This window comes from Martinezella sp. CNPSo 3890 (assembly GCF_057784455.1).
Map to the genome: position 1 here is coordinate 425,943 of NZ_JBXSOR010000002.1, position 22,326 is coordinate 448,268.

20 protein-coding genes are annotated in these 22,326 nt (G+C 60.2%); 6 read left to right on the plus strand and 14 right to left on the minus strand.

From position 1 onward, the window contains the following. Positions 1-3: 3 nt before the first annotated feature. The 3 genes from AC13RC_RS08180 to AC13RC_RS08190 are packed head-to-tail and all read right to left on the minus strand — an operon-like array spanning position 4 to position 2,986. Complete coding sequence (locus tag AC13RC_RS08180; RefSeq protein ID WP_113395081.1) at positions 4-1,146, minus strand: ABC transporter permease; 1,143 nt, start codon at positions 1,144-1,146, stop codon at positions 4-6. Continuing rightward, positions 1,143-1,853 carry an ABC transporter ATP-binding protein gene (locus AC13RC_RS08185; protein ID WP_488556878.1) on the minus strand — a complete coding sequence of 237 codons (711 nt, stop codon included), beginning with the start codon at positions 1,851-1,853 and terminating at the stop codon, positions 1,143-1,145. Before AC13RC_RS08185 ends, AC13RC_RS08180 begins: the two co-directional genes overlap by 4 nt. Continuing rightward, entirely contained in the window at positions 1,850-2,986 is a 1,137-nt protein-coding gene (locus AC13RC_RS08190; protein WP_488556879.1) for an efflux RND transporter periplasmic adaptor subunit, read from the minus strand. Before AC13RC_RS08190 ends, AC13RC_RS08185 begins: the two co-directional genes overlap by 4 nt. 319 nt (positions 2,987-3,305) lie before the next feature. Between AC13RC_RS08190 and AC13RC_RS08195 the strand changes: the two genes are divergently transcribed. Then, positions 3,306-4,202: a LysR family transcriptional regulator gene (locus tag AC13RC_RS08195; protein WP_488556880.1), complete on the plus strand. Its 897-nt coding sequence runs from the start codon at positions 3,306-3,308 to the stop codon at positions 4,200-4,202. A gap of 3 nt (positions 4,203-4,205) precedes the next feature. On the opposite strand, the gene AC13RC_RS08200 is transcribed toward AC13RC_RS08195, so the two are convergent. Next, a complete protein-coding gene (locus AC13RC_RS08200; protein WP_488556881.1) occupies positions 4,206-5,702 on the minus strand; it encodes an aldehyde dehydrogenase family protein in 1,497 nt (498 codons plus the stop codon). A gap of 147 nt (positions 5,703-5,849) precedes the next feature. Here AC13RC_RS08200 and AC13RC_RS08205 point away from each other — a divergent pair, with 147 nt between their 5' ends. After that, complete coding sequence (locus AC13RC_RS08205) at positions 5,850-6,596, plus strand: glucose 1-dehydrogenase (protein WP_113331310.1); 747 nt, start codon at positions 5,850-5,852, stop codon at positions 6,594-6,596. Between the two features lie 403 nt (positions 6,597-6,999). On the opposite strand, the gene AC13RC_RS08210 is transcribed toward AC13RC_RS08205, so the two are convergent. Then, positions 7,000-7,167, minus strand: a complete 168-nt coding sequence (locus AC13RC_RS08210) for a hypothetical protein (protein WP_156090763.1) — start codon at positions 7,165-7,167, stop codon at positions 7,000-7,002. Next, on the minus strand, positions 7,157-7,426 hold the full coding sequence (locus AC13RC_RS08215) for a ribbon-helix-helix domain-containing protein (protein WP_113353257.1): 270 nt from the start codon (positions 7,424-7,426) through the stop codon (positions 7,157-7,159). The genes AC13RC_RS08210 and AC13RC_RS08215 overlap by 11 nt, the downstream gene beginning before the upstream one ends. Positions 7,427-7,692: 266 nt before the next feature. Between AC13RC_RS08215 and serA the strand changes: the two genes are divergently transcribed. Next, positions 7,693-8,931, plus strand: coding sequence for a phosphoglycerate dehydrogenase (gene serA / locus AC13RC_RS08220; RefSeq protein ID WP_113331136.1), 1,239 nt, complete (start codon positions 7,693-7,695; stop codon positions 8,929-8,931). Between the two features lie 184 nt (positions 8,932-9,115). Here serA and AC13RC_RS08225 read toward each other — a convergent pair whose 3' ends face one another. Next, complete coding sequence (locus AC13RC_RS08225; RefSeq protein ID WP_488556882.1) at positions 9,116-10,603, minus strand: GMC oxidoreductase; 1,488 nt, start codon at positions 10,601-10,603, stop codon at positions 9,116-9,118. A 121-nt stretch (positions 10,604-10,724) separates the two neighbouring features. Between AC13RC_RS08225 and AC13RC_RS08230 the strand changes: the two genes are divergently transcribed. Then, positions 10,725-11,612 (plus strand): sugar phosphate isomerase/epimerase family protein, encoded by an 888-nt coding sequence (locus AC13RC_RS08230; protein ID WP_145634404.1) that lies wholly within the window; start codon positions 10,725-10,727, stop codon positions 11,610-11,612. Positions 11,613-11,636: 24 nt separating this feature from the next. Here the strand turns inward: AC13RC_RS08230 and AC13RC_RS08235 are convergent, their stop codons facing one another. Then, positions 11,637-12,485 carry a sugar phosphate isomerase/epimerase family protein gene (locus tag AC13RC_RS08235; protein ID WP_488556883.1) on the minus strand — a complete coding sequence of 283 codons (849 nt, stop codon included), beginning with the start codon at positions 12,483-12,485 and terminating at the stop codon, positions 11,637-11,639. Between the two features lie 386 nt (positions 12,486-12,871). Between AC13RC_RS08235 and AC13RC_RS08240 the strand changes: the two genes are divergently transcribed. Both AC13RC_RS08240 and galE read left to right on the plus strand, forming a co-directional pair. Next, on the plus strand, positions 12,872-13,846 hold the full coding sequence (locus AC13RC_RS08240) for a UDP-glucuronic acid decarboxylase family protein (RefSeq protein ID WP_488556884.1): 975 nt from the start codon (positions 12,872-12,874) through the stop codon (positions 13,844-13,846). Then, entirely contained in the window at positions 13,843-14,817 is a 975-nt protein-coding gene (gene galE / locus AC13RC_RS08245; RefSeq protein WP_488556885.1) for a UDP-glucose 4-epimerase GalE, read from the plus strand. The genes AC13RC_RS08240 and galE overlap by 4 nt, the downstream gene beginning before the upstream one ends. A gap of 3 nt (positions 14,818-14,820) precedes the next feature. On the opposite strand, the gene AC13RC_RS08250 is transcribed toward galE, so the two are convergent. Genes AC13RC_RS08250 through AC13RC_RS08275 form a run of 6 tightly spaced genes read right to left on the minus strand, consistent with a single transcriptional unit; the run spans position 14,821 to position 22,119 of the window. Beyond that, complete coding sequence (locus AC13RC_RS08250; protein ID WP_488556886.1) at positions 14,821-15,999, minus strand: glycosyltransferase family 4 protein; 1,179 nt, start codon at positions 15,997-15,999, stop codon at positions 14,821-14,823. A 47-nt stretch (positions 16,000-16,046) separates the two neighbouring features. Beyond that, positions 16,047-16,787 carry a class I SAM-dependent methyltransferase gene (locus tag AC13RC_RS08255; protein ID WP_113331142.1) on the minus strand — a complete coding sequence of 247 codons (741 nt, stop codon included), beginning with the start codon at positions 16,785-16,787 and terminating at the stop codon, positions 16,047-16,049. Next, on the minus strand, positions 16,784-18,097 hold the full coding sequence (locus AC13RC_RS08260) for a glycosyltransferase (protein ID WP_488556887.1): 1,314 nt from the start codon (positions 18,095-18,097) through the stop codon (positions 16,784-16,786). The genes AC13RC_RS08255 and AC13RC_RS08260 overlap by 4 nt, the downstream gene beginning before the upstream one ends. Then, positions 18,094-19,317, minus strand: coding sequence for a glycosyltransferase family 2 protein (locus AC13RC_RS08265; RefSeq protein ID WP_488556888.1), 1,224 nt, complete (start codon positions 19,315-19,317; stop codon positions 18,094-18,096). The genes AC13RC_RS08260 and AC13RC_RS08265 overlap by 4 nt, the downstream gene beginning before the upstream one ends. After that, positions 19,298-21,121: an ABC transporter ATP-binding protein gene (locus AC13RC_RS08270; RefSeq protein ID WP_488556889.1), complete on the minus strand. Its 1,824-nt coding sequence runs from the start codon at positions 21,119-21,121 to the stop codon at positions 19,298-19,300. Before AC13RC_RS08270 ends, AC13RC_RS08265 begins: the two co-directional genes overlap by 20 nt. Next, positions 21,118-22,119 carry a glycosyltransferase family 2 protein gene (locus AC13RC_RS08275; RefSeq protein WP_488556890.1) on the minus strand — a complete coding sequence of 334 codons (1,002 nt, stop codon included), beginning with the start codon at positions 22,117-22,119 and terminating at the stop codon, positions 21,118-21,120. Before AC13RC_RS08275 ends, AC13RC_RS08270 begins: the two co-directional genes overlap by 4 nt. Between the last annotated feature and the right edge of the window lie 207 nt (positions 22,120-22,326).

Consider the following 22,326-nt stretch of genomic DNA (forward strand, 5'->3'; position numbering starts at 1 on the left):
AATCTACCTCGTTCTGAATGCGGAGATTATCGGGATCCTAAGCGCGTTCAGAGCCGGAAGCGCACCGGTCAAAAGCGCTAACAGGGTGACCATCGCAAGAGCTCTTGCAAAAATCGCATCGGAAAAAACGAGGCCGATCTCAGGTCCCGTGATGACCGTTGCAAGCAGTGCAAGTATCAGGCCGATGGTGCCGCCGACCACGAAGATGAACAATGTTTCGCCGAGGATCAGCGCCATGATCCATGAGCCGGAAAAGCCCAGGGTTTTCAAAACGCCGATCTCGAAGGTGCGCTCGCGAACGGCAAAGACCATGGTGTTGCCGACGATCATCAGCAGCGTGACGAATGCCGCGCCGACCACCATGTTCACGATCAGGCCGATATCGGCATATTGGCGCAGGAAAGCCTCGAGGAACTGCTTTTCCGATCTGGTCTGTGTCGGCGCCGCCGAATTGGCGAACAGCTGATCTATCTTCGAGGCAAGTTCCCTTGTCTGAACATCAGGCTGAGGCCTAATGATGAAGGCGTCGACCGTGTCCTTGTTGCGGGCTCTGAGCGCATTGACATAATCGTATTGGGCGACGACGAAATAGGTGTCGGTCGAGGCGTTCTCGCCGTTGAAGACACCGGCGATTTCAAAGGACCAGTCACGACTGCCATCCTGCTTTGCCGTATCGAAGCTGGTGACGGTGATCTTCTGGCCGACGGTCCAGCCTTGCGCCTCGGCGAGCGCCCTGCCGACGAGGACGGTGCTGCGGTCCCTGGCGAGCACGCCGATCAGAGACGGCGTCAGCCCGAGCTCCTTACCGTTCGAACTGTAAAGCCGCGCGGGATCGGCGGCACTCACGGCGATGATGTTCTTCTCGACCATCGCAAAGCCGCGCAGACGCGACATATAGCCGACGGCGGCTACACCTGGTTCGGTGCCGATCCCGTTCAGGTAGGAAATCGGCAGCGGCTGGGCGCGGCCGGCCGCACTCATGACGCCAAGAATATCCTCGCTCGCCGCTGACGAGCCCTGGCTACCGTCGATGAAGCTCGTCGTCAAACCATAGATGAGAAAGGCCGTGGCGACGCTGACCATCAGCAATATTGTGCGCAGCGGCTTCCGCCACATACTTTTTCGCACGAGATCGAGGAACGTCATGCGTCCGCCCTCCGCTCTTCGACGAACTGGCCCTTGTCGAGATGAAGCGTTCGGCTGGCATAGCTTGCGGCCTGCGGGTCGTGGGTCACCATGATGATGGTCTTGCCGAGCTCGCGGTTCAGAAAACGCAGCATTTCCAGCACCTCGTCCGCCGATCGGCGGTCGAGGTCGCCCGTGGGCTCGTCGCAGAGCAGCAATGCCGGGTCCGCGACGATCGCCCGCGCGATACCGACGCGCTGCTGCTGACCGCCCGACATCAGCTTCGGATACTGCTTCTGGCGACCCGAAAGTCCGACCAGATCCAGAACCTTGTCGACGCGCACCCGCCGCTCCCTCGACGAGAGCGGCTTCAAGAGAAGTGGCAGTTCGATGTTCTCGGCCGCGTTCAGCATCGGCAGGAGATTATAGAACTGGAAGACGATCCCCATGTTGTGGGCGCGCCAGGAGGAGCGGGCCGCCTCGCCCATCTGATCAAGATTACTGAACCCGATGCGCAGGCGGCCCTGATCCGGCTTGTCTATGCCCGACAGCATGTTGAGCAGCGTCGATTTCCCGGATCCGGAAGGCCCCATGATCGCGACGAACTCGCCGCGGGCGATTTGCAGGTCGAGATTGGAAAAGATCGGGACGGTCTCGGTCCCTATTCTGTATCCCTTCTTGACATTGTCGAGCACGATATAGGGCTCGTTGCTTGTGGAGGCGGTCATCGAGGAATATCTCCTGGCTGTTGTGCTGGAATGGTCGAAATACGAATACGGGCGGCCATGTTGGGCATGGTGCCGTCAGGTGAATCGAGGAGCGCCAGGCGCAGCCTGATCGTGCCCTTTTCCGCCGAAGCGACTGGCCAAAGCTGCAGGATCTCGGTCGCGAAGGGCTTGTCCGGAAAGCCGTCGAGGACGGCTTCGCCGCGAAGACCAGGACGAAGCTCGCCGATATTGGTTTCGGCGACATCAGCGTCGATCACCAGGCTGTTGGTATCGGTGATCGTCAGCAGGCTTTCATTTTCCTTGATACTGTCCACTCGGGCCAGCACCCGACCGCCGACGTGGGCGTCGAGCCGTGTCACCGTGCCCGAGATCGGAGCTTTGACGGTCAACGCATCAACATGTTCCTGCGCGATCTTCACGTCGAGTTGGGCTCTTGCATAGCTTTGGCGTGCCTGATCGACCGCATTCAATGCCGTATCTCTGGCTGTTTGTGCTTCCTCGACGGTCTGGATCGAGACAGCGCTCTTCGCAGAGAGCACCGTATTGCGTTGCAGCGAGCTGTCGGCCTGCTTGAGGGCCAGGATCTTTCCGTCGAGGACAAGCTTGGCGGCATCGCTGTCGGCCTTGGCCTGCGCGAGTGAGAAGCCGGCGCTGACGTCATCGATCCCGACGATAACCTGCCCGGCTTCAACGCGATCGCCGATACTGACGCCAACCGATGCGATCTCTCCCTCATATTTGGAAAAGACCGTCACGATACGCGGGGCGACGACGAAGCCGGACCCGGTTATCTCCGGCGCGGATGCCGATCTCAGCGAATTGGCGGAAGGGATGGGCGAACCGCTACCGGAGGCCGCCTGAATGGATGGAACACCTGATTTGTCACCAGTTTGCGCCGTGCCCCAGGCCTCGAGGTCCGGCTGCGGCTGAAGGGCGGTTTCGAGGCGAGGCGCGATATCTGGCCAGAAGAAGGCGACCGCGATCGCGCTGACGCCAAGGGCGAGCATGGTACTCGTGAGGACAAACCGCCGGCTCTTCTTGACCGGCGACCCGACTGATTGGAACGAAGGCTCAAGCGACAATGACCTGAGCGTTTCAGCGAGTTTGCGATTTTGTTCGGTGGTCGTGTTCATGCCGAGAACATGAACGGGACGCCCGAGAACTCGACCTCAAACGCGTTCTGGCCCGTACTCGATCGCGATCTGGTACTTCTTGCGCCTGCTGCCTCCAAACAGTCTTCTTGCGCAACTCCAGTATCGGATACACCCGAAGAGAAAATCATGCTTGCGGCGTTCGTTGATCCCTCCCGATCCAAGCTGCCCGGTGGGTCGCTTGCGCCGTGCATCACAGGCGGCTTTTTTCCATGGTCGATCTTGTAACAATCGCATGAATATGCTCACGCTCGGAGGTGGTCGATCGGTATCGATCGGCGCAAGTGAGACCATAACAGCCATGCCAAATATCAATCTTAAATTGCTGCAAACCTTTCTTCTTGCAGCGGAATCCGGAAGTTTCCGCAAGGCCGCGGAAGAAAGCAATCGGTCACCTTCGGCGGTGAGCATGCAGATCAAGGATCTTGAGGAGCAGATCGGCATCAGCCTGTTCACACGCACGCCGCAGCGGGTCAATCTCACCAACGAGGGCCAGGCGCTGTTCGAGGAAGTTGGGCGTGCCATGGCCGACGTTCAGGCCAGTCTCGACAGGCTGGCGGAATTGGCAGCCCGCCGCAAAGGGAAAGTCCAGATCGCCTGCGCCCCGACGCTTGCCACCAGTCGACTCGGCGACATCCTGTCGACCTTCAAGCTGCGCTATCCGCGCAGCATCGTCGAGGTGCAGGAAACGCCGCCGCAGGCAGCACTCGTCATGCTGCAGCAGCAGGAGGTGGAGTTCTATATCGGCCCGGAGGTGCCCAACCTCAAGGACTTCCACTTCGAATCGATCATCGACGATCCGCTCGTCGCCTGCATTCCCGAAGAGCTATACAGCGGTGAAAAAACGATCCGGCTGAAGACAATCGCCCAATTCCCGCTGATCATGCTCAATCGCAAGACCGCCGTTCGCGGACTCGTCGATCGCCTGACGCGTGAGGAAGGCGTCGAGCTTGATGTTCAATACGAAGTCGAGAGCGCACAAACCGCGCTAGCGCTCGCCGCGTCGGGGCTCGGCGTTTCGATCGTGCCTGGTATCGCGTTGGGGCAGAATGTCGACAGCCGCCTCCGCGTCGTACCGCTCGACAATCCCAACGCCCGGCGGGCTGTCGGCATTATCACGACCCGTGGCTATGTGCAGCAGCGCTATGCCGAGCAACTCATCGCCCTCATCCGCACCAATCTGCGCGGTGAAGGCTGAGCACTAGTCCGTCTGTATCCAAACAGCCTTGGTTTCGAGATACTCGTGAAGGTGCTCGATACCACCCTCGCGCCCGTAGCCTGACATCTTCATGCCCCCGAATGGTACGGCCGGGTCGAGCGCATGATACATGTTGACCCAGACCGAACCCGCCTTGATGCGACGCACCAGCTTGTGCGCCAGTCCGAGATTTTGGGTGAAGATGCCCGCCGCCAGCCCATAGGACGATGCATTGGCGCGCTCGACCGCCTCCTCGATCGTATCGAAGGGCATGGCTGAAATGACCGGCCCGAAGATCTCCTCGCGGGCGATCCTCATCTCGTCCTTCACGCCGCCGAATACGGTCGGCGCGATGAAGTTTCCCTTGTCGTAGAGAGCTCCGGAAAGACGCGTGCCTCCCGCGACCAAAGCAGCACCTTCACTCTGCCCAGATGCGATGAAACCCTCGACGACCCTTGCCTGGCGAGCCGAAATCAACGGCCCGATGTCGGTATCGGCTTCGATCCCGTGGCCGATCCGAAGCGACCGGGCAAAATCGGCGACCTTGGCGACGAATTCCTCGTGGATCTCACGCGCGACGAACAAGCGCGAACCGGCAATGCAAATCTGCCCGGAATGTGCAAAGACCGCCATGGCGGCGACAGGCACGGCTCGGTCTATATCAGCATCGCGGCAGACAATCACCGGCGACTTGCCGCCGAGCTCCAGCGAAACACGTTTCAAGTTGCCGAGCGCGGCGCGGGCGATCGATTGTCCGGTGGCGGTGGACCCGGTGAAGACGATCTTGTTGACATCGGGATGCTCGGCCAGCCGGGCGCCGGCGACCGATCCGTTGCCGGTGACGATATTGACCACGCCGTCCGGCACGCCGGCCTCTTGCATGAGTTTGGCGATCAGCAGCGGCGTGAGCGGCGCATCCTCCGAGGGTTTCAGAACCACCGTGCAGCCTGTCGCCAGCGCCGGGGCGATCTTCCAGATCGATGCTGCGGTGGGCGCGTTCCATGGAATGATCGCACCGACGACCCCGATCGGCTCCCGGCGGGTGAAGGTCACGATCTCGCCGGGTATGGAATTGTCGATCACCTCACCGTGAAGGGCTGTCGCCATGCCGGCGTAAAACCGCAGCATGCCGATGACCCGACGCTTGTTGGCAAGCGTGCGCGTGATCGGCATGCCCATGTTCAGTGTATCGGAAACCGAAAGGCGCTCCCAATTCTCCTCAAACAGGTCGGCGATTTTCAGGAGCAGCGTCTGGCGCTCATAGGGTGAGAACTTCGACCACGGCCCTTCCAGAGCCTGACGCGCCGCGGCGACGGCGCGGTCGACATCGGCGGGAGCAGCCAACGGAACCGTTGCAAGGACTGCGCCGGTCGCCGGATTATAGGTCTCGCTGACTTCGCCGGATTGGGCCGCAACCCATTGGCCGCCGATGAACATTGGCCGGAAGCCACCATCGTAAAGCTCAGCCGCCATTTGCTTGGCGTCGAAAGTCAATGTCATGGCGCGGCCTCCCAGCTTCATTCTGTTGTCGATATTCACTATCAGACGGCCACAATACAAATAAAGAAAGCTAAAAAGGCGTTCAGATAATCGGACTGTGAAATCGCTTCGAGTTATCCGATGCTGTAGGAAATGGAGGAGCTTGACATGCGTCTTACGGGAAAAGTGGCGATCGTTACCGGTGGCGGATCGGGTTTCGGCGAAGGAATCGTCCGGAAATTCGTCGAGGAAGGCGCGCGGGTCGTGCTCGTCGATCGCGACCTCGCCGCAGCGGAGCGGGTGGCAACGCAGCACGAAGGATCGGTCGCGCCGCTTGCCGGCGATGTCGCCACGCTCGACAGCCTCGCTGCCGCGCGAGATCTCGCGCTGGCGCGGTTCGGCGGCCTGCACATCCTCGTCAACAATGCCGGTATCGGACAGCCTCCAATGCCGATGGAGGATATGGACGAAGGCCTGTTCGAGCGCATCTTCAATGTCAACATCCGCTCGATCTACAATGGTGCGCGGGCGGTGCTGCCGCATTTCAAGGCCGAGCGGCACGGCGCCATTTTGAACATCGCCTCGACCGGCGGCGTCTCCCCTCGCCCCAATCTCACCTGGTACAATGCCTCGAAGGGATGGGGCATAGCCGCCACCCGAGCGATGGCCGTGGAGCTTGCTCCCTTCGGAATTCGCGTCAACGCCATCAATCCCGTCGCCGGCGATACACCATTGCTCTCGACCTTCATCGGCTCCGACAGCGACGAAAGCCGAGCACGGATCGTCGCCACCATTCCGATGGGGCGGCTTTCGACACCCGCGGACATGGGCAACGCCGCTGCTTTCCTCTGCTCGGACGAAGCGAGCATGATCACCGGCGTCGATCTCAATGTCGATGGCGGCAAGTGCATCTGAAGAGGCAGCGATGAAGGATATGTAAGAGATTGCCGTCGTTCATGGCGACGGCATCGGTCCGGAGGTCTGCGCGGTCGCGGTCGAGGTGGTCATGGCTTTCCGGGAATATCCAGCCGGTGCGGAACATTTCCTCAAGACGGGCGAGAGCTTTCCCGAACCGACCTTTGATGACATTCTTCGGCGCTCGCGTGGTGCGATGATGAACCGTGCTCGTATTCGATGCTTATTCCGCCTGGCCAAGTCGCGTCAGGTATCGCCGCAGATGTCTTGCCCGCCGAAAACGATAGCAAGCACTCGAAGAACTTGCCGTTCTTCGTCGAGATCGAAATAGAAGATGGCCCGGGTCTTTGTAACCTGCCGCAACCCTGGGCCACGTCGGGCAGAAGCGTTCCCTGGTATGCGCCTAGGCAAGTGCTTCCATGTCGCCTTCGATCGCGTGAAGGCGCGCTGCACCACGATCGAAGGCGTCAGTCAACAGATCGCCAAGCGCAATATAGGATTCGATCAGATGGTCGAAGATCAGGCCGAGGTCCCGGTCGCAGTCGGCGGAACGCACGACTTTAAAGACCATGAGATGCCTTCTTGGAGGAGATCAGCTCCTGGGTCCGCCGGCGACCTTCCTCCAAGGTCAGAAAGTCACCTACCTGCCGCTCGGAAATCAGAGCCTTCAAAGCCGCGAGCTCGGCTGCCCTCAGCACGGCTTCTTGGCGAACGAGTTCAAGCCCATGCTGCACGACGGCGCTCAGGCTTGAGAAGCGCCCCTCTTCGACCAGCTTTCTCGCAAAGACGTCCTGCTGGTCGGAAATTGAGACCGATACCTTCACCGACATCCCACTTCGCTCCCTGTTGCCGAGCTCTATACATTATTCAGTAGTATATAGTGCAACCGTCAATTCACTCATTGATGCAGACGCCGATCTGGCAACCGCTAGAAAGCAAGGATAGGTCCATCACCATGGTGACTTGCTAGAACAAAGCTCCTCTCTGCAGAGCGAATTGAGTTTGCTCTTGCGCTGTCCCTTGGATGGTCTAAGTCATGTGGTCGTGGCGGCGAGCGACGTCGGCCTAATCGAATTTGACGATCGAAGGTAATTCAATGACCGGACAACTTTCTCTTCCCCGTGACCGGATTTCAGTCCTTCTCCTGGAAGGGATCAGCCAGAGTGCGGTGGACTATTTTGCCTCATCCGGTTACGTCAATCTCACCCATTTGCCGAAGGCCCTCGATGACAAGGATCTCAAGAGCCACATCGCAGAAGCACACATCATCGGCATCCGGTCGCGCACGCAGCTGACAGAAGAGATTTTCGGCTCCGCCAAGAAGCTCATGGCGGTCGGCTGTTTTTCCGTGGGAACGAATCAGGTCGATCTGGATGCGGCTCGTCGGCGCGGGATACCGGTGTTCAACGCTCCCTATTCGAATACGCGCTCGGTTGCCGAACTCGTCATCGGTGAAATCATCATGCTGACCAGGCGGATTTTTCCGCGTTCGGCTTCGGCTCATGCAGGTGGATGGGACAAATCCGCCGAAGGCAGTCGCGAGATGCGCGGAAAAACGCTCGGTATCGTCGGCTACGGCAATATCGGCTCGCAGCTGAGCGTCCTTGCCGAAAGCATGGGTATGAACGTTCGCTATTTCGATCCGTCGGACAAGCTTCGCCACGGCAATTCGGAATCCATGGCTTCGCTTGGCGAGTTGCTCGAAATCGCGGATTTCGTGACGATGCATGTTCCCGAAACCAGCTCGACCCAGAACATGATCACCGAGGCCGAGCTGCGCAGGATGAAGAAGGGTGCCTTCTTCATCAACAACTCCCGCGGCACCGTGGTCGATCTTGATGCGCTTGCGAAGGTCTTGAAAGAGGGACACCTCGCCGGCGCGGCCGTCGACGTGTTCCCCAAGGAGCCGGCATCGAACAAGGAACGCTTCGAAACGCCGCTGCAAGGTTTGGACAATGTGATTCTCACTCCGCATATCGGCGGATCGACCGAAGAAGCCCAGGAACGTATAGGAAGGGAAGTTTCCAGGAAACTTGTTGAATATTCCGATGTCGGCTCGACGCTCGGCGCGGTCAACTTCCCCCAGGTTCAGTTGCCTCCGCGTCCAAACGGCACGCGTTTCATCCATGTCCACGAAAATCGCCCGGGTATCCTAAACAGCCTGAATACGATCTTCTCGTCGCGCGGACTGAATATCGTCGGCGAGTTCCTGCAAACACACGGCGAAACGGGTTACGTGGTTATCGAGGTCGAAGGCGTTGGCCAAACGGCGAATGAGATACTTGACACGCTTCGCCAGATCCCGGGAACGATACGAGCGCGATTGGTCTACTGACCGATCTGCTGTTGACGACGGTGGCGCCTTTCGGTGACGATAAGGGCGCACACCCCTTCACTATCATCGGTCCACAGCGTTGAACGCGACCTCACATCGTCCAGCAGACCTACCACTTTCAGCAAGGCTTGGCGGGCCGAGATCGGCCCTCGAGTTTTTCCTCAATATTCAGCGGGTCTCTCGATCAGGCGATACGGCGAGCGGCAGCGATCTGGGTGGCGCCGATACTGGCAAGAGCGACGCTGAACAGGGTCGGGTTTGTGGCGGTCTTCGTGGGAATGACCCCATTGCCGGCAACATAGAGGTTGTCGAAGCCCCAGACCTTGGAATTTCTGTCGCAAACGCTGGTGCCATCGTCGCGCTCGCCCATACGGATTGTGCCCTGATAATGCAGCGACGAGCCGACCGGCTGCACGAAGGTGGCAAAACCGGGCGCTGGGCGACCGATAATGGCGGAAATTCGCTGGGCATGGCCCTTGGCCTCTTCGAGGCGCGCCTTGTCGCCCTCCGACTGACGCCAATGGATGGAAATAGCCGGCAGCCCGAGCCAGTCACGGCGATCGTCATCGAAGGTGACACGGTTGTCGGCGCTGATATCGGAGGGCACGAAAACGCCCATGCCAATCGGCTGGCCGCTCATGTCGCTGGCATGCGGCATCGAGTGCAGGCTCGCCGGCGCGATGGTGACCGAATAGGGGAAATCCTTGGTAGCCGGAATCCAGCTCATCGCGGTCATGGGCACATCGGTCTGCATCTCCGTGATCTGCGAGACGATATAATGGTCGTTGATGTAGCGGCCGAGCGCTTCAGGGCGGATGCCGGAGGCGTAGAGCAGCTGAGGAGAATGCAGCGAGTCGCATGCAACGACGACCGTGCCGGCCTTGACAATGAAGGTTTCCTCCGAGCCGGCGCGGGCAAGTTCGACCCCCGTGACATGACCATTTTCATGGATCACGCGGCGGCAGGCGGTTTCAGAGAGAATATGAAAGCTCTCCTCGGGCTCGTCGACAAGGTCGCCGAGAACGACGTCAGTGCCGTGATAGCGCAGACCATCAGGACCCGGCGTTGCCGCGAGTGGCATCGGCTGGACGAAGCGATCGGGTGAGCGACCGGGATTGAAGACCTCGCCCAGGCGCTCGCGCATGGCGATTGCCGCGGCATCGCCCGCACGTGGGTCCTTGTTGGTACCCAGCAATCGCGCCGACACGGCCAGGGCCTCATGCATCTCATCGGTGGGGATGAAGGGCACCAGTTCGATCTCGGATGGCACCGGCGTGCCGGTCGACCATTTGGTGCCCATGCCGCCGACATTGGCCGCCGAGAAGCCGGCGAAGAGGTTCTCATCCTGGGCATCGGCGTCATTGGCGATAAAAAGGCCCGAGCGGCGCAGCAACGAATGATCGAAGCCGCCAGCGCGGCGGGCCTCCCACTCTTCCTTGTTGATTGGCATGCGCGGGCTGCGGTCGCCGCCCTGGGCGCGCACCTCGCAGGCCGCGCGCTCGTCGAGATCGAGAATATTGTCGAGATGTGCGCCCTTTTGCGGCAAAATCTGCGGGCCGGCTTCCACCATCAGGATACGCGCTTCCGGCCAGTCGTTCCTGATGACCCGTGCATAGGCCGAGCCAGTCGGGCCACTTCCGATGATGACGACGTCGGCGGACTGACGAGACATTCCTGCTATTCCCCACTCTTAAATCAATTTGATTGCAAACAAAGATGTATCGTAGCCGAAGTCAACCGGGATTGTTAAGTTGCCGAACAAAGTTTTTGTGAAAAGCTCGAGGAGAGGCACGATGAAGGTAGGTCTGAGTTCATACAGTTTCCGTCCGTTGATGCAGAGCGGCGCCATGCAGATCGAGGATGTCTTTGCCTGGGTCGGCAAACATGGCGGCGATCATGTCGAACTGGCAACGCTTTCTGTGGCGCCCGAAGGGCAGGACCTGCGATATGAACTCGCCGATGACGGGGAGATGCTGGAGCGGCTAAAGGGCGCGTCCCAGAAAAACGGCGTCCCGCTTTCCGGCCTCTGCATGTCCGGCAATTTCATTGATGACGGCGAACGCGCGTTCCAGCTTGGCCGGCTGAAGCGTTATGTCGAGCTTTGCGACAAGCTCGGTGTCCGCTTCCTGCGCCACGATGTCGTGCCCTGGTCGCTCCGCGCAACGGAGCCCGGCCAGTTCGAAGCGGCATTTCCGGCGATCGCCGACGCCACCCATGAGCTTGCCGCGCATGCCGGGCGCTATGGCGTGACCACCAGCGTCGAGGATCACGGGTTCTTCATGAATTCCAGCGAGCGGATCAAGCGGCTTCTTCATGCCGTCAATCTGCCGAGCTTCAGGCTCACCGTCGATATCGGCAATTTCCTCTGCGTCGACGAGAATCCGCTCACGGGGACGCGTGCCTGCCTCTCTCATGCAAGTTTCATCCACCTCAAGGATTTCTATGTGCGCCAGTCAGCGCCTGGCGCGGACTGGCTGCGGACGGTCGGCGGCCAGGCAATCCGCGGCTCGGTCTTCGGCTATGGCGACCTGCCTGTCAGGTCCATCATCGAGGACATCGTCGCTTCGGGCTATGACGGCTTCGTCTCGCTGGAATATGAAGGCAACGAGCCGACGCAATTTGGCTGCGAAACCGGCCTGAAGAATGCGAAGGCAATGTTTGCGGCCGCCGCCGGCCGCTAACCATCGCCCGCTGCAATCCAGCCGTCAGAGCGCGGCGATCCGATCGACGCGCTTCTTCAAATCGGCGAGGCGCTGTCGGTCGCCTCCCGGCACCTCGAGAGAGGCCCAGCCGGAATAGCCAATATCAGACAGGGCCTTGTTGACCGCGGCCCAATCGCAGTCGCCCTCGCCCAGCTCGACATCGAAGCCCTTCCATGGGCCTTCGCTGTTCATCTTTTCCAGGCTATATTCCTTGATGTCGATTTTCAGGATGCGCTCGCCGAGCGCCTCGATCCAATGGGTCGGCCGGCCGTAGCGAAGTACATTGCCGACATCGAAATACCAGCCGAGCTTCGGATGGCGGAAGCGATCGATGAAATCCGCCGCCTCAAGGGGGCTTAGCAGAAAGTCGTTCCACACGTTTTCGAGCGCGATCGATACGCCGCTCTCTTCCGCGGCGGGCAGGATCCTGGCGATTTCCTCGCGAGCTCTCGCGTAAGCGGTCTTGTAACTGGTGCCCGCATTGACAATGCCGGGAACGAGCAGCACCGTCGTCGCGCCATAGAGCTTCGCATCATGCAGAGCCTTGATCATCGAATCGACACAAGCCTGGCGTGCCGATGGATCGGGATCCGTCAGCGGACGCTTCCAGTGCACCGCATTGACGAAGCCGGGGATAGCGAGCCCGGTCTTGTCGCGGGCATCCAGAACTTCGTCGAGCGGCAGGTCATTGGGCGCATCGAGCTCGACCCCGTCATAGCCAAGATCCCGCAGGAGCTGGAATTTCTCCAGGATGGAGAGCGAAGGCTCCTCGACCATGCCCCATTTCAGGCTGATCTTCGCTAACGGGCGAACGGAAACGGGCGAAAAGGAATTAGCAGCGGATTCGGTCATTGATGGGTCTTCGCGTAGCATGGTCGGATAGCGGCGGCACTATGTCAGCCAATTCAGGGCCGATCAATCAGTCATTGGCAACCAGGACGCGATGCCCGCCATGCTGCCGTCCGCAAGGCTTTCGGCTTCCCTCGGACCAAAGTCCAATCCATGACAGGACCTAGGCCCGAAGACGCAATCTTTGGTCCTAATGCCATGGATTGCCCGGGCCTTTGCGCCAGTTGTTTCCGGCGATGGAAGCGGTCGGATACCTGGCCGCTGTCGTAATGCATGCGGAGAAGGTCGATGAATATCAACGGCGTCCTTGAAAGCGGCATCCTAGCCCCGGCATCCGACATAGTTTCCGACGGCGGCGATATCACGCCACCAGTGGCGATATAACCGCCATGCAGCAAACAAAGCGAATCCTAGTTACCGGCGGCGCAGGTTTTCTCGGCTCCTTCCTATGCGAACGGCTTTTGCGGGAAAAACACGAGGTTATCTGCGTAGATAATTTTTTTACAGGACGGAAAAGCAACGTCTCGCATCTGCTCGATAGCAGATCTTTCGAAATCGTCCGCCACGACATTACCTTCCCCCTTTATGTGGAGGTCGACGAGATCTATAATCTCGCTTGTCCCGCGAGCCCGGTTCACTATCAGTTCGATCCGGTGCAGACCACCAAGACCAGCGTCCACGGCGCGATCAACATGCTTGGCCTCGCCAAGCGGGTCGGCGCCAAGATCCTCCAGGCCTCGACATCCGAAGTCTATGGCGATCCCGAGATCCATCCCCAACGGGAAGAGTATTGGGGCCGGGTGAACCCGATAGGCCCGCGCTCCTGCTACGACGAGGGCAAGCGCTGCGCGGAGACCCTGTTCTTCGATTACTGGCGTCAACACCGGCTACGGATCAAGGTGGCGCGCATCTTCAACACCTATGGCCCAAGGATGCGTCCCGATGACGGCCGTGTCGTCTCCAACTTCATTGTGCAGGCGCTGCAGAACAAGCCGATAACGGTCTATGGCAGCGGCCAGCAGACGCGCTCGTTCTGCTATGTCGACGATCTTATCGATGGCCTGGTTCGCCTGATGGGAACAAAGGACGAGATCACAGGCCCGATCAATCTCGGCAACCCGGCGGAGTTTACGATGCTGGAACTTGCCAATCTCGCGATAGAACTGACCGGCAGCCGCTCGGCGATAAAATACCTGCCACTGCCGGCCGATGATCCCAGGCAACGGCAGCCGGATATCGGGGTCGCGTCGCGCGAACTCGGCTGGAAACCGAAGGTTCAGTTGAAAGCCGGGCTTGGCAAAACGATCGCCTATTTCGAGGAACTGCTTTCGTCTGGCCGTTCGCGCGCGATCGCCGCCGAATGAGGACGGTCCTTGTCACCGGCGGAGCCGGCTATATCGGATCGCATTGCTGCAAGGCCTTCGCAAAGGCTGGATGGTCGGTTGTCACCTACGACAATCTCTCCCGCGGCTGGCGTGACGCCGTGAAATGGGGGCCGCTGGTCGAGGGCGACATTGCCAACCGCGAGACGGTCGCGGCGACCTTGCGCCAATACCGTCCGGATGTGGTCGCCCATTTCGCGGCCTATGCCTATGTCGGCGAATCCGTCGAGTTTCCTGAACTCTACTATCGGAACAACACATTCGGGACGTTGGTTCTCATCGAGGAAATGCTCAAAGCGGGCGCCAACCGGCTGATCTTTTCAAGCACCTGCGCATCCTATGGCATTCCGAGCCGCACCCCGATTGACGAGACCCATCCGCAGTGGCCGATCAATCCCTATGGATGGTCGAAGTTCATGATCGAGCGGATGGTGGAGGATTTCTCGCGCGCCCACGGCCTCAACGCGGTAATGCTGCGATATTTCAATGCGGCCGGCTGCGATCCCGATAGCGAGATCGGTGAACGGCACGAGCCCGAGACGCATGTCGTGCCGCTCGCCATAGAAGCGGCGATCAGACCGGGCCGAACCTTCACCATCAACGGCACCGATTTCGACACGCGCGACGGAACGGCCATCCGCGACTACATCCACGTCAGCGATCTCGCGCAGGCTCATGTCCTTGGTGGAGAGAAGCTGTTGCGGGACGAGGGTGTACACATCTACAACCTCGGCACCGGCAACGGAACGACCGTTAGGGAATTGGTCGATGCCGTCAGCCGCATTTGTGGACGCAGCCTTCCGGTCGCCTATGGTCCCCGCAGGGCCGGCGACCCACCGGCTCTTGTGGCTGCGGCCGATAAGGCCGAGCGAGAGCTTGGATGGGTGCCCAGGCATTCCAGCATCGACAGGATTATCGAGACGGCGCTCGCCTGGTATCGCGACCGGATGTGATCCTTACCTGCATGCCGTTGTCAGAAACTCATCGAGAGCGGCGCCAACCGCTTCGATCGAAAACTTTTCCATCACCCGCCGTCGGGCGGCGGCACCCAATCGCGCGCGAAGAGCTTCATCATCTTTCAATCTCGCCAAGGCCGACGCGATTTCGTCCGGCTGTTCCTGCGCGACCATCAGGCCGCCCGAGGCCTCGCCGTCGACGAGAATGTCCGGCAGGCCTTGTGCATCCGAAGCGATGACGGGAAGGCCGCAGGCCATGGCTTCCAATGGCGCGACCGGCATGCCCTCGATACGGGAAGCCGTTACATAGACGTCCGCGGCCGATAGCCAGCGGCGGATCAAGGTTCGGTCCGTCATGTAGCCGGACAACCATTGCACGTTCGCCAGTTCGCTTGCGCGAACGAGTTTGGCGAAAGCGTCATTGTCCTGACCCGAGCCAATGATCACCAATCGACACGCAGAAACACCGGCGAAGCGTTCCCAGGCCTTGAGAAGCACATCGAGCCCCTTGCGGCGGATATCGATGCGCCCGTGATTGACGACGATGAAGCAATCCCGCGGCAGGCCAAGATTTGCTCGCGCCTCGCTGCGATCCAGCGCTTGCCATTCCTGGGTAGCCAGCGGATTGGGGATATTCGCTATATTGGGAGCAATGCGTGGATAGGCCCTGGCAAGACGCTCACGCTCCGCGGAAGACGCAACGATCAGGCCGCGGCACGCGCGCAGCGAAAGCCGTCTTGCAGCGGCCTCGACCCAGGACAGCGTGCGATCCCCTCCCTGAAAGGTGGCATAGAGTGGGAGGTCCAAGCCTCGTGCCAGCCATGCCAGCGCATCGAAGCGCGTATATTCATACTCTTGGGCAAGCAGCAGATCGCATTTGGAGCGGCAAAGAATCTCGCGGAAGGCTGAAAGCGGTGTTGCAGACCAGCGTCGCAGGCTATAAGCGGCAGGAGAATGGCCCTGGCGTGGCCGCTTTGCCGGTGCGACCCAGATCGGCGTGCCCGTGCCGGGGTGCTCATAGCATTCAATCCTGTTCACTCGCTCCGATGCACAGACGATGATCGGCTTGTGGCCGGCCGAACCCAGTGCCGCCGCATAGCCGAACAGCCAGCCTCCCGTCATCCGCTCGACGAAATCCTGAAGTTCAAGCCCGATCGGATCGAGAAATTCTTCGATCACGTCTCCCCATGGGAAAAGCGCGATCACCTTTGACGTCTGGCCACCTCTCATTTGCGCCAGGCAAAGGCCGTCTCGGTGCCACGCGTGGATGGCCGGTGCATCAGGTAACCGAGGAAGGTCACGGGCGCGGCCAGCGCATAGAGGACCTTGCGACGACGGCGTCCGATGCGGGAAAACGAAACGTCGTGGAAAAACGCGGTGGCGGCGTTGATGAAGGTGGCGCGCCGTTCCGGGCGTCTGTCGAAAAGGGCCGCGAGTTCCGGGTCCCGGTATCCCCGCCTGACATGGCCCCATTCGCGCATCAGTTCGCTTTCATGCGGACAATGGCGTTTCATGACGCTGAAATAGGGATAATGCCAATTGATCTCGGGGGTGGAGATCAGGACATATCCGCCCGGCCGTACCACCCGCAGCGCCTCCTGCGCTGCGCGGCGGTCGTCCTCGATGTGCTCCAGCACGTCGAACATGGTGACGATATCGAAACTGTCGTCATCCATTGGCAGCGAGCAGGCGTCGCCGCAAATGAAGGTCGATTTCGCCCAGGACGGCTGATGGTCGGCCAGTTCAGGGTCGATATCGAGCGTGACGATTTCGGCTTGCGGATAAAGGATGCTGGCAAGACCGCTGCGACCGCCGCCGATTTCCAGCACCCGTCCGGTGCCTCCGGTTTCCGCCGGCGCCACCCGATGGATGGCGCGCATCTTTTCGCGATAGAACAGGCCATCCGTCAAGCCGTTCGGATAAGGGTTTCCGGACAGAAACTGGCCAAGCGCTGCTTTCTTGATCATCGCGATATTCCCTTTTCAGCCTTAGTAGCGGTCCCCATCGGGGTTCGCCGCATTCTCCAGCCGAAGCGCAGGAGAAACTGCAGGCCGGTGAGCCAGCCCTCTACTTCGGCCGCCAAAATTCCGAGCCTGCCCGGAGGCCCTTCGAAAAGCGCCTTGACGAAGGTCTTGGCAAAATAGACCGGCAGCTGCTTGCCGATGCGCGCGATGTTTCCGCGATCGCCGAAATTGTCGTATTGCGTCACCAGGGCTGCGACATGGCCCTTCATATAGGCTTTGATCTGCCGCTTAAGGCCGGGCCAATCGCTGCGATGGTGGTGGAAGACAACGGCCCGGGGTTCGTAGAGGCATACGCCGCCGGCCGCCAACAGTCGGTACCAAAGCTCCGAATCCTCAGAGCATCCCGCCGCTCCCGCGCCAAGGCGTTCGTCAAAGAGGCCAACCCGCTCGAATACGCAGCGTCGAAAGGCCATGTTGGCGCCGGCGCCGATCTTCCAGACATGGGCTCCGCTCGGCCGCGTCTCCTCAAAGAAACGCCTGTCGAAGGTGAGCGGCACAAAGGTGGAGCCAAAGCCGCCCATGGTGAACTGAAAGGAGCATTGCGCCGCCGTATCGAGACGCGCCGGCAGCACAAGACCGGTGAACGCGTCGACGACATTCCGTTGCGCAAAGGCACGCGCGATCTCCGCGGTCCAGCCCGGATGGGCTTCGACGTCGTCATCGGTGAAAGCGACGATATCAAACTGGCTCGCTTGAATCCCAGTGTTCCGGGCTCGACTTAGACCGGCATGGGGCTCGTGGACATAGCGAAAATCGGGGAATTGCCTGCAGATGTCCCTGGCGTTCCCGTCTTCGGAATTGTCGACGATGACGACCTCGCCCGGAGCGCTGCGTTGCGCTGCGAGGCTGGCCAGACATTTGCTCAGGGCCGGACCACGATCACGGGTGCAGACGATCACGGAGACATCCCGCGCCGAAGCCGAGGATGGAATTGCGATCGCATCGAGCGTCTCTACCAGATTTTCCGATTCAAGCGCGGTCTCCAGCGAGAGCGCGGGCTTGGGCTGTCCTTCATAGGTGGCACGCAACGGCGCGCCCAGCCCGACGCTGCGCGCTTGGAGTTGTGCGGCCGCATGTTCGGCAGCAAGCTGGCGCAATTGAGAGGCACCGTGAGGTAGCTCGTCCTCCAGGGACGCCCGTGCCCCGAGCGGCAGGTCCTTCCACCAGAAGATCGACAATGCGGGCGCGCGAGCGCCGCCGATATCCGCAGCAGCAAGATCGACATGCCTCACCTCAAAACGCTCCGTCGTCATGAATTGCGCTCCCGGATCGACCTGATACGGGCGCGCGAGCGATCGTATTCACCGGCAAGGCCGTAGATTCCGCCCCACAGCTCCGCGATACCGAAACGCAGCTCATGCCCACGCAGCCGCCGCGCAGCACGGGCAAGCGCCTTCAACTGGTCGAAGAACCACCAGCGGACCATGGCGCGATGGCGCGCTCGCATCGCGCTATCGGTGCGATAGCTCTTGACGAGAAAGGCCATCATGCCAAGACCCCAGGTCCAGTATTGCCGCCTGAGCTGCGGAATGGTTTCGCGGTGCTCGTGATAAACCGCATATTCCGGCTCATAGATCATCGGGCGTCCGGAGCGCAGGACGCGGTAAAAGATATCGAGATCCCCGCCTCCGGGCAGCGGCGCGCCCGTATCGAGCGCCTCGTCGAAACCGCCGAGCTCGATCAGCAACGCGCGGTCGAAGGCCATGTTGCAGCCGGCGCCGAGAATGCCGGCGCCAACGGGATGGAGCGGATTGTCAAAGCGCGCCTTGTGAAACTCCCGCCGCGCAAAGCCGCGGCCGAACCCTCCGCGTCGCTCGAAAAAGACCTGCGCCTCGGTGTCGAGACGAAACGGCAGCACGAGGCCGGTGAAACCGCCGACGCCAGGGTTGTCGCGGCACGCTTTGGCAAGGCCTGCAAGCCAATTGCGGTCCACCACGACATCATCGTCCAGATAGGCGATAATGTCGCCCCAAGCCGCATGAAGGGCGGCGTTTCGGGCGAAATCCAATCCAGCCTTCGGTTCGAAAACGTAGCGGATATCGCGGAAACTCTCGGCGGCTTCGCGCGTGGCCGCATCCACCGAGGCATTGTCGACCACGATGATTTCGACGAACTGGAAAGGAGATTCATCCCGAACCTGATCGAGCGACCGCAGCAATCGGGAGAGGCGCTGCGCACGATCCTTGGTGCAGATCGCGATGCTGAGACTGGGCAGCGTCGTCTCGCTCGCCGGCAAGCGCGCCCTCAGCTCCTCCTCCAACTTCGCGACGAGGATGCGTTCCGCAAATCGCTCATCGGCAAGGGATTTCAGGCTCTCGGCCGGCAGCATGGAGCCGGCGGGTCGCTCGATCATTTCAAATGCGATCAGCCGGCCCTGCCATCGCGCGATCAAGCCGACACCGGTCTGCTCAGCCGAGAGTTCGATCGGCGCCAGGGGCTTCGACAACTCGATATCAATAAGCTTGTAACTCATCACCCAACTCCCGCCCGCCGCGGCGACCGTGCTGAAATTCGTGGAGCCTGGAAAAATGTCCCTGCCGCTTGAAGAGCTCATCCGGCGAACCAGCCTCGACCACACGGCCCTTCGTCATGACGATGATCTGATCGGCGGCCAGAACGGTCGAGAGCCGGTGAGCGATCACGACAACGGTGCGGTTGTGTGAGTACTCGTCGAGCGCCAGCTGAAACGCCTGTTCGGTTTCGGCGTCGAGCGCGTTCGTCGCCTCGTCCAGGAGCAGAATATCGGGATTTCGAAGGATCGTTCGCGCAAGGGCCACGCGCTGCCTTTGCCCGCCCGACAGGCGCATTCCCTGATCGCCGATCCGTGTGCCGTAGCCATCCGGAAGCAGGCGGATGAAATCGTCCGCCTTGGCGATTTCGGCAGCCTTGCGGATCTCGGCCGGCCCGGCCTCCAGATCGCCATAGGCGATGTTGGCTGCAATCGTGTCGTTGAAGAGATGGACCTCCTGCGACATCAGCGAAAGGCGCTTGCGCCAGCTGCGGAGATCGAATTCGGAAAGAGGCATGCCGTCTGCCACGATCGCACCGGATGTCGGATCCATGAAGCGAAAGAGCAGCGCCATCACCGTGGACTTACCAGCCCCCGATTCGCCGACGATCGCCGTGGTTTTGCCGGCGGGAATGCTGAAGGAGACATCCTCCAGCGCAAGCGGCTGACCAGGCGCATAGCGGAAGGAGACATTGCGGAATTCGACGGCTTTCCTGAAGGCGGGCGCCTGCACGTGCCCCTGCGAGAGAAAAGGCTTCTCCGTCGTGCGGAGGAAGTCGTCGACATCGTCGATGCTGCCGGCGAGCCCATCGAGCGCGATCTTTGATTGCAGCAACTCGCGCGTTGGGCCTTGCAGACGATATAGCAGCGAGAGAAACGCGGCCAGTGCGGCAATGCCCAATCCTACCGATTGAGCGACAAGAACGAGCGCACCGATCAGGATCGTAATCGAGATTTCCGAGACAGGTCCCGGTGTCGCCCACAGCATATCGAGCTTCAGAAGGCGTCGCCGCACATTGTCGGAAGTCTTCCGGAAGCGGTTGCGTTCGTAGTCCTCCTGGGCGAAGGCGCGGATCAATTGCAGCGCGTTGATGCTCTCCCACATCCTCAGGCCGAACTGCTTGTTTTCCTCGACAACGGCCTTGCCGGTCTCGTCCGCGCGCCGAGTGGCCAGGCGAATGGCCATGGCGCCCATGAGCAGGAATATCATCGAGAAGAAGGTCAGACGAACGGAAATCAGCAGCATCAACAGCATGAAGACGGCGAAGGTGCAGAAGCAGATCATCAAACGGTAAGCGAGGCTTAAGGCCTGACTGACTTTCCAGGTGTTGTTGGCGATCGTCGTGATGATATCGGAGCGTTTGTTTTCCACCCGATAGTCGATGCACGAGCTTATCGTCTGATCGAAGACCCTTGCTCTTAGCCGATGCGCAACGAGACCGTCGATATACCGGGTCACCCAGATATTGACGAGATGGACGGCGTTCTTCAGAAGGATACTGACGCACAACACGCCCACCAGGAATGCCGTCAAATGGCTCTGTGGAACGGGCGCGAGCAGCCGGTCGAAAATTCGCTGCCATTCTCCCTGCTGCGCCGCTACGGCACCGAGACTCTGAATGAGGGGAATGAAGAGAAAGAGGCCTGCCCCCTCGAGAACCGCGGCGGCCAGGCCGAGCCCGATGATGGTCGGTCCTGCCCAGGCAGGCGCCTCCGCCAGGCGGAAGAGCCGTTGCAGGCGCGTGAGAAACGAACCACCCGGCCTCACGGGATCGTCTCCATATAGAGCGGCCGCAACTCCGCGTTTCTTTGCAATCCCCTCAGCCGAGCCTTGAGCCAATCGGGAACCAGCCTGGCACGACAATATACGTCCAATATGTTTGGCAGGCTCGAAATCGCCTGACGTGGCTCCAATGCCAGAAATCGCCGAAACAGATCACAACCATCGAAAAAGCGACCGCTGACAAAAGCTCTGACGACCAGCCAATGGATCATATCGACCAGATGGGCATCGAGATCGCTGCCATACTGAGGATATTTTTCACGATACTCGGCGAGGACGATTTCGCATGAAGAGAGCATCCGCCTGACGTCGCTCGACATGTTCGTGTTCGTCATGCGGTAGCCGATCAAGTGCTGCTGTATGACGCGGAATTCGTAATTCTCCGCAATTCTGAGGCAGATCAGAAGATCCTCGCAACCCTGCGCGTTGCGTGCCCTTAAGGATGGGTCGAACTGCCCGGCGTCTTCGAAGGCGGAACGACGCATGAGCATCGAACTGCCGTTGCCGACGAAATTGTTTCTGCACATGCGCTGAAGCACGTGTCCTTCATGGCTTGGCCGGTTATGCAGCGAAAACACGCGGCTATGTTCGTCGATGAGCGCATACCAGCAATAGGCCAATCCCACTGACGGCCCGCCCACGTCAAGCGCTTGCCACTGAAGTGCGATCTTTGACGGAGCCCATAAATCGTCGGCATCGATAAATGCGAGAAATTCGGCATCGGTCGCGGCCGCACCGTTGTTACGCGCGACGGCGACACCACTATTGGCCTGCCGAAGGATCCGAATTCGCCGATCCTGCCTCGCATATTCAGCCACGATCGATAATGATCGATCCGAAGAACCATCATCGACAATGATGATATCGAGCTCCTGATGCGTCTGGCGACAGATGCTGGCCAGGGTCGCACCGATCGTTCGTTCGGCGTTGAACATCGGTACGACGACCGCAACGGTGGTCCTTCGCTTAGCTTCCACAGCCATTGCCACCCTTGGCGACGAAGCAGATGATACAGCTACCGACGGAAGCATTGGTGAATGCCGGGGCTGGGGTGCCGCTTTCACGGGCGCCGTTCATATTCATCGATCTCTCCGCATGCACTACGACAGCGGCCGTATATCCCGCCGCTTCCCTCGCGGGAAACAACTGGCGCAAAGGTCGGGGCAATCCATGGCATTAGGACCAAAGAT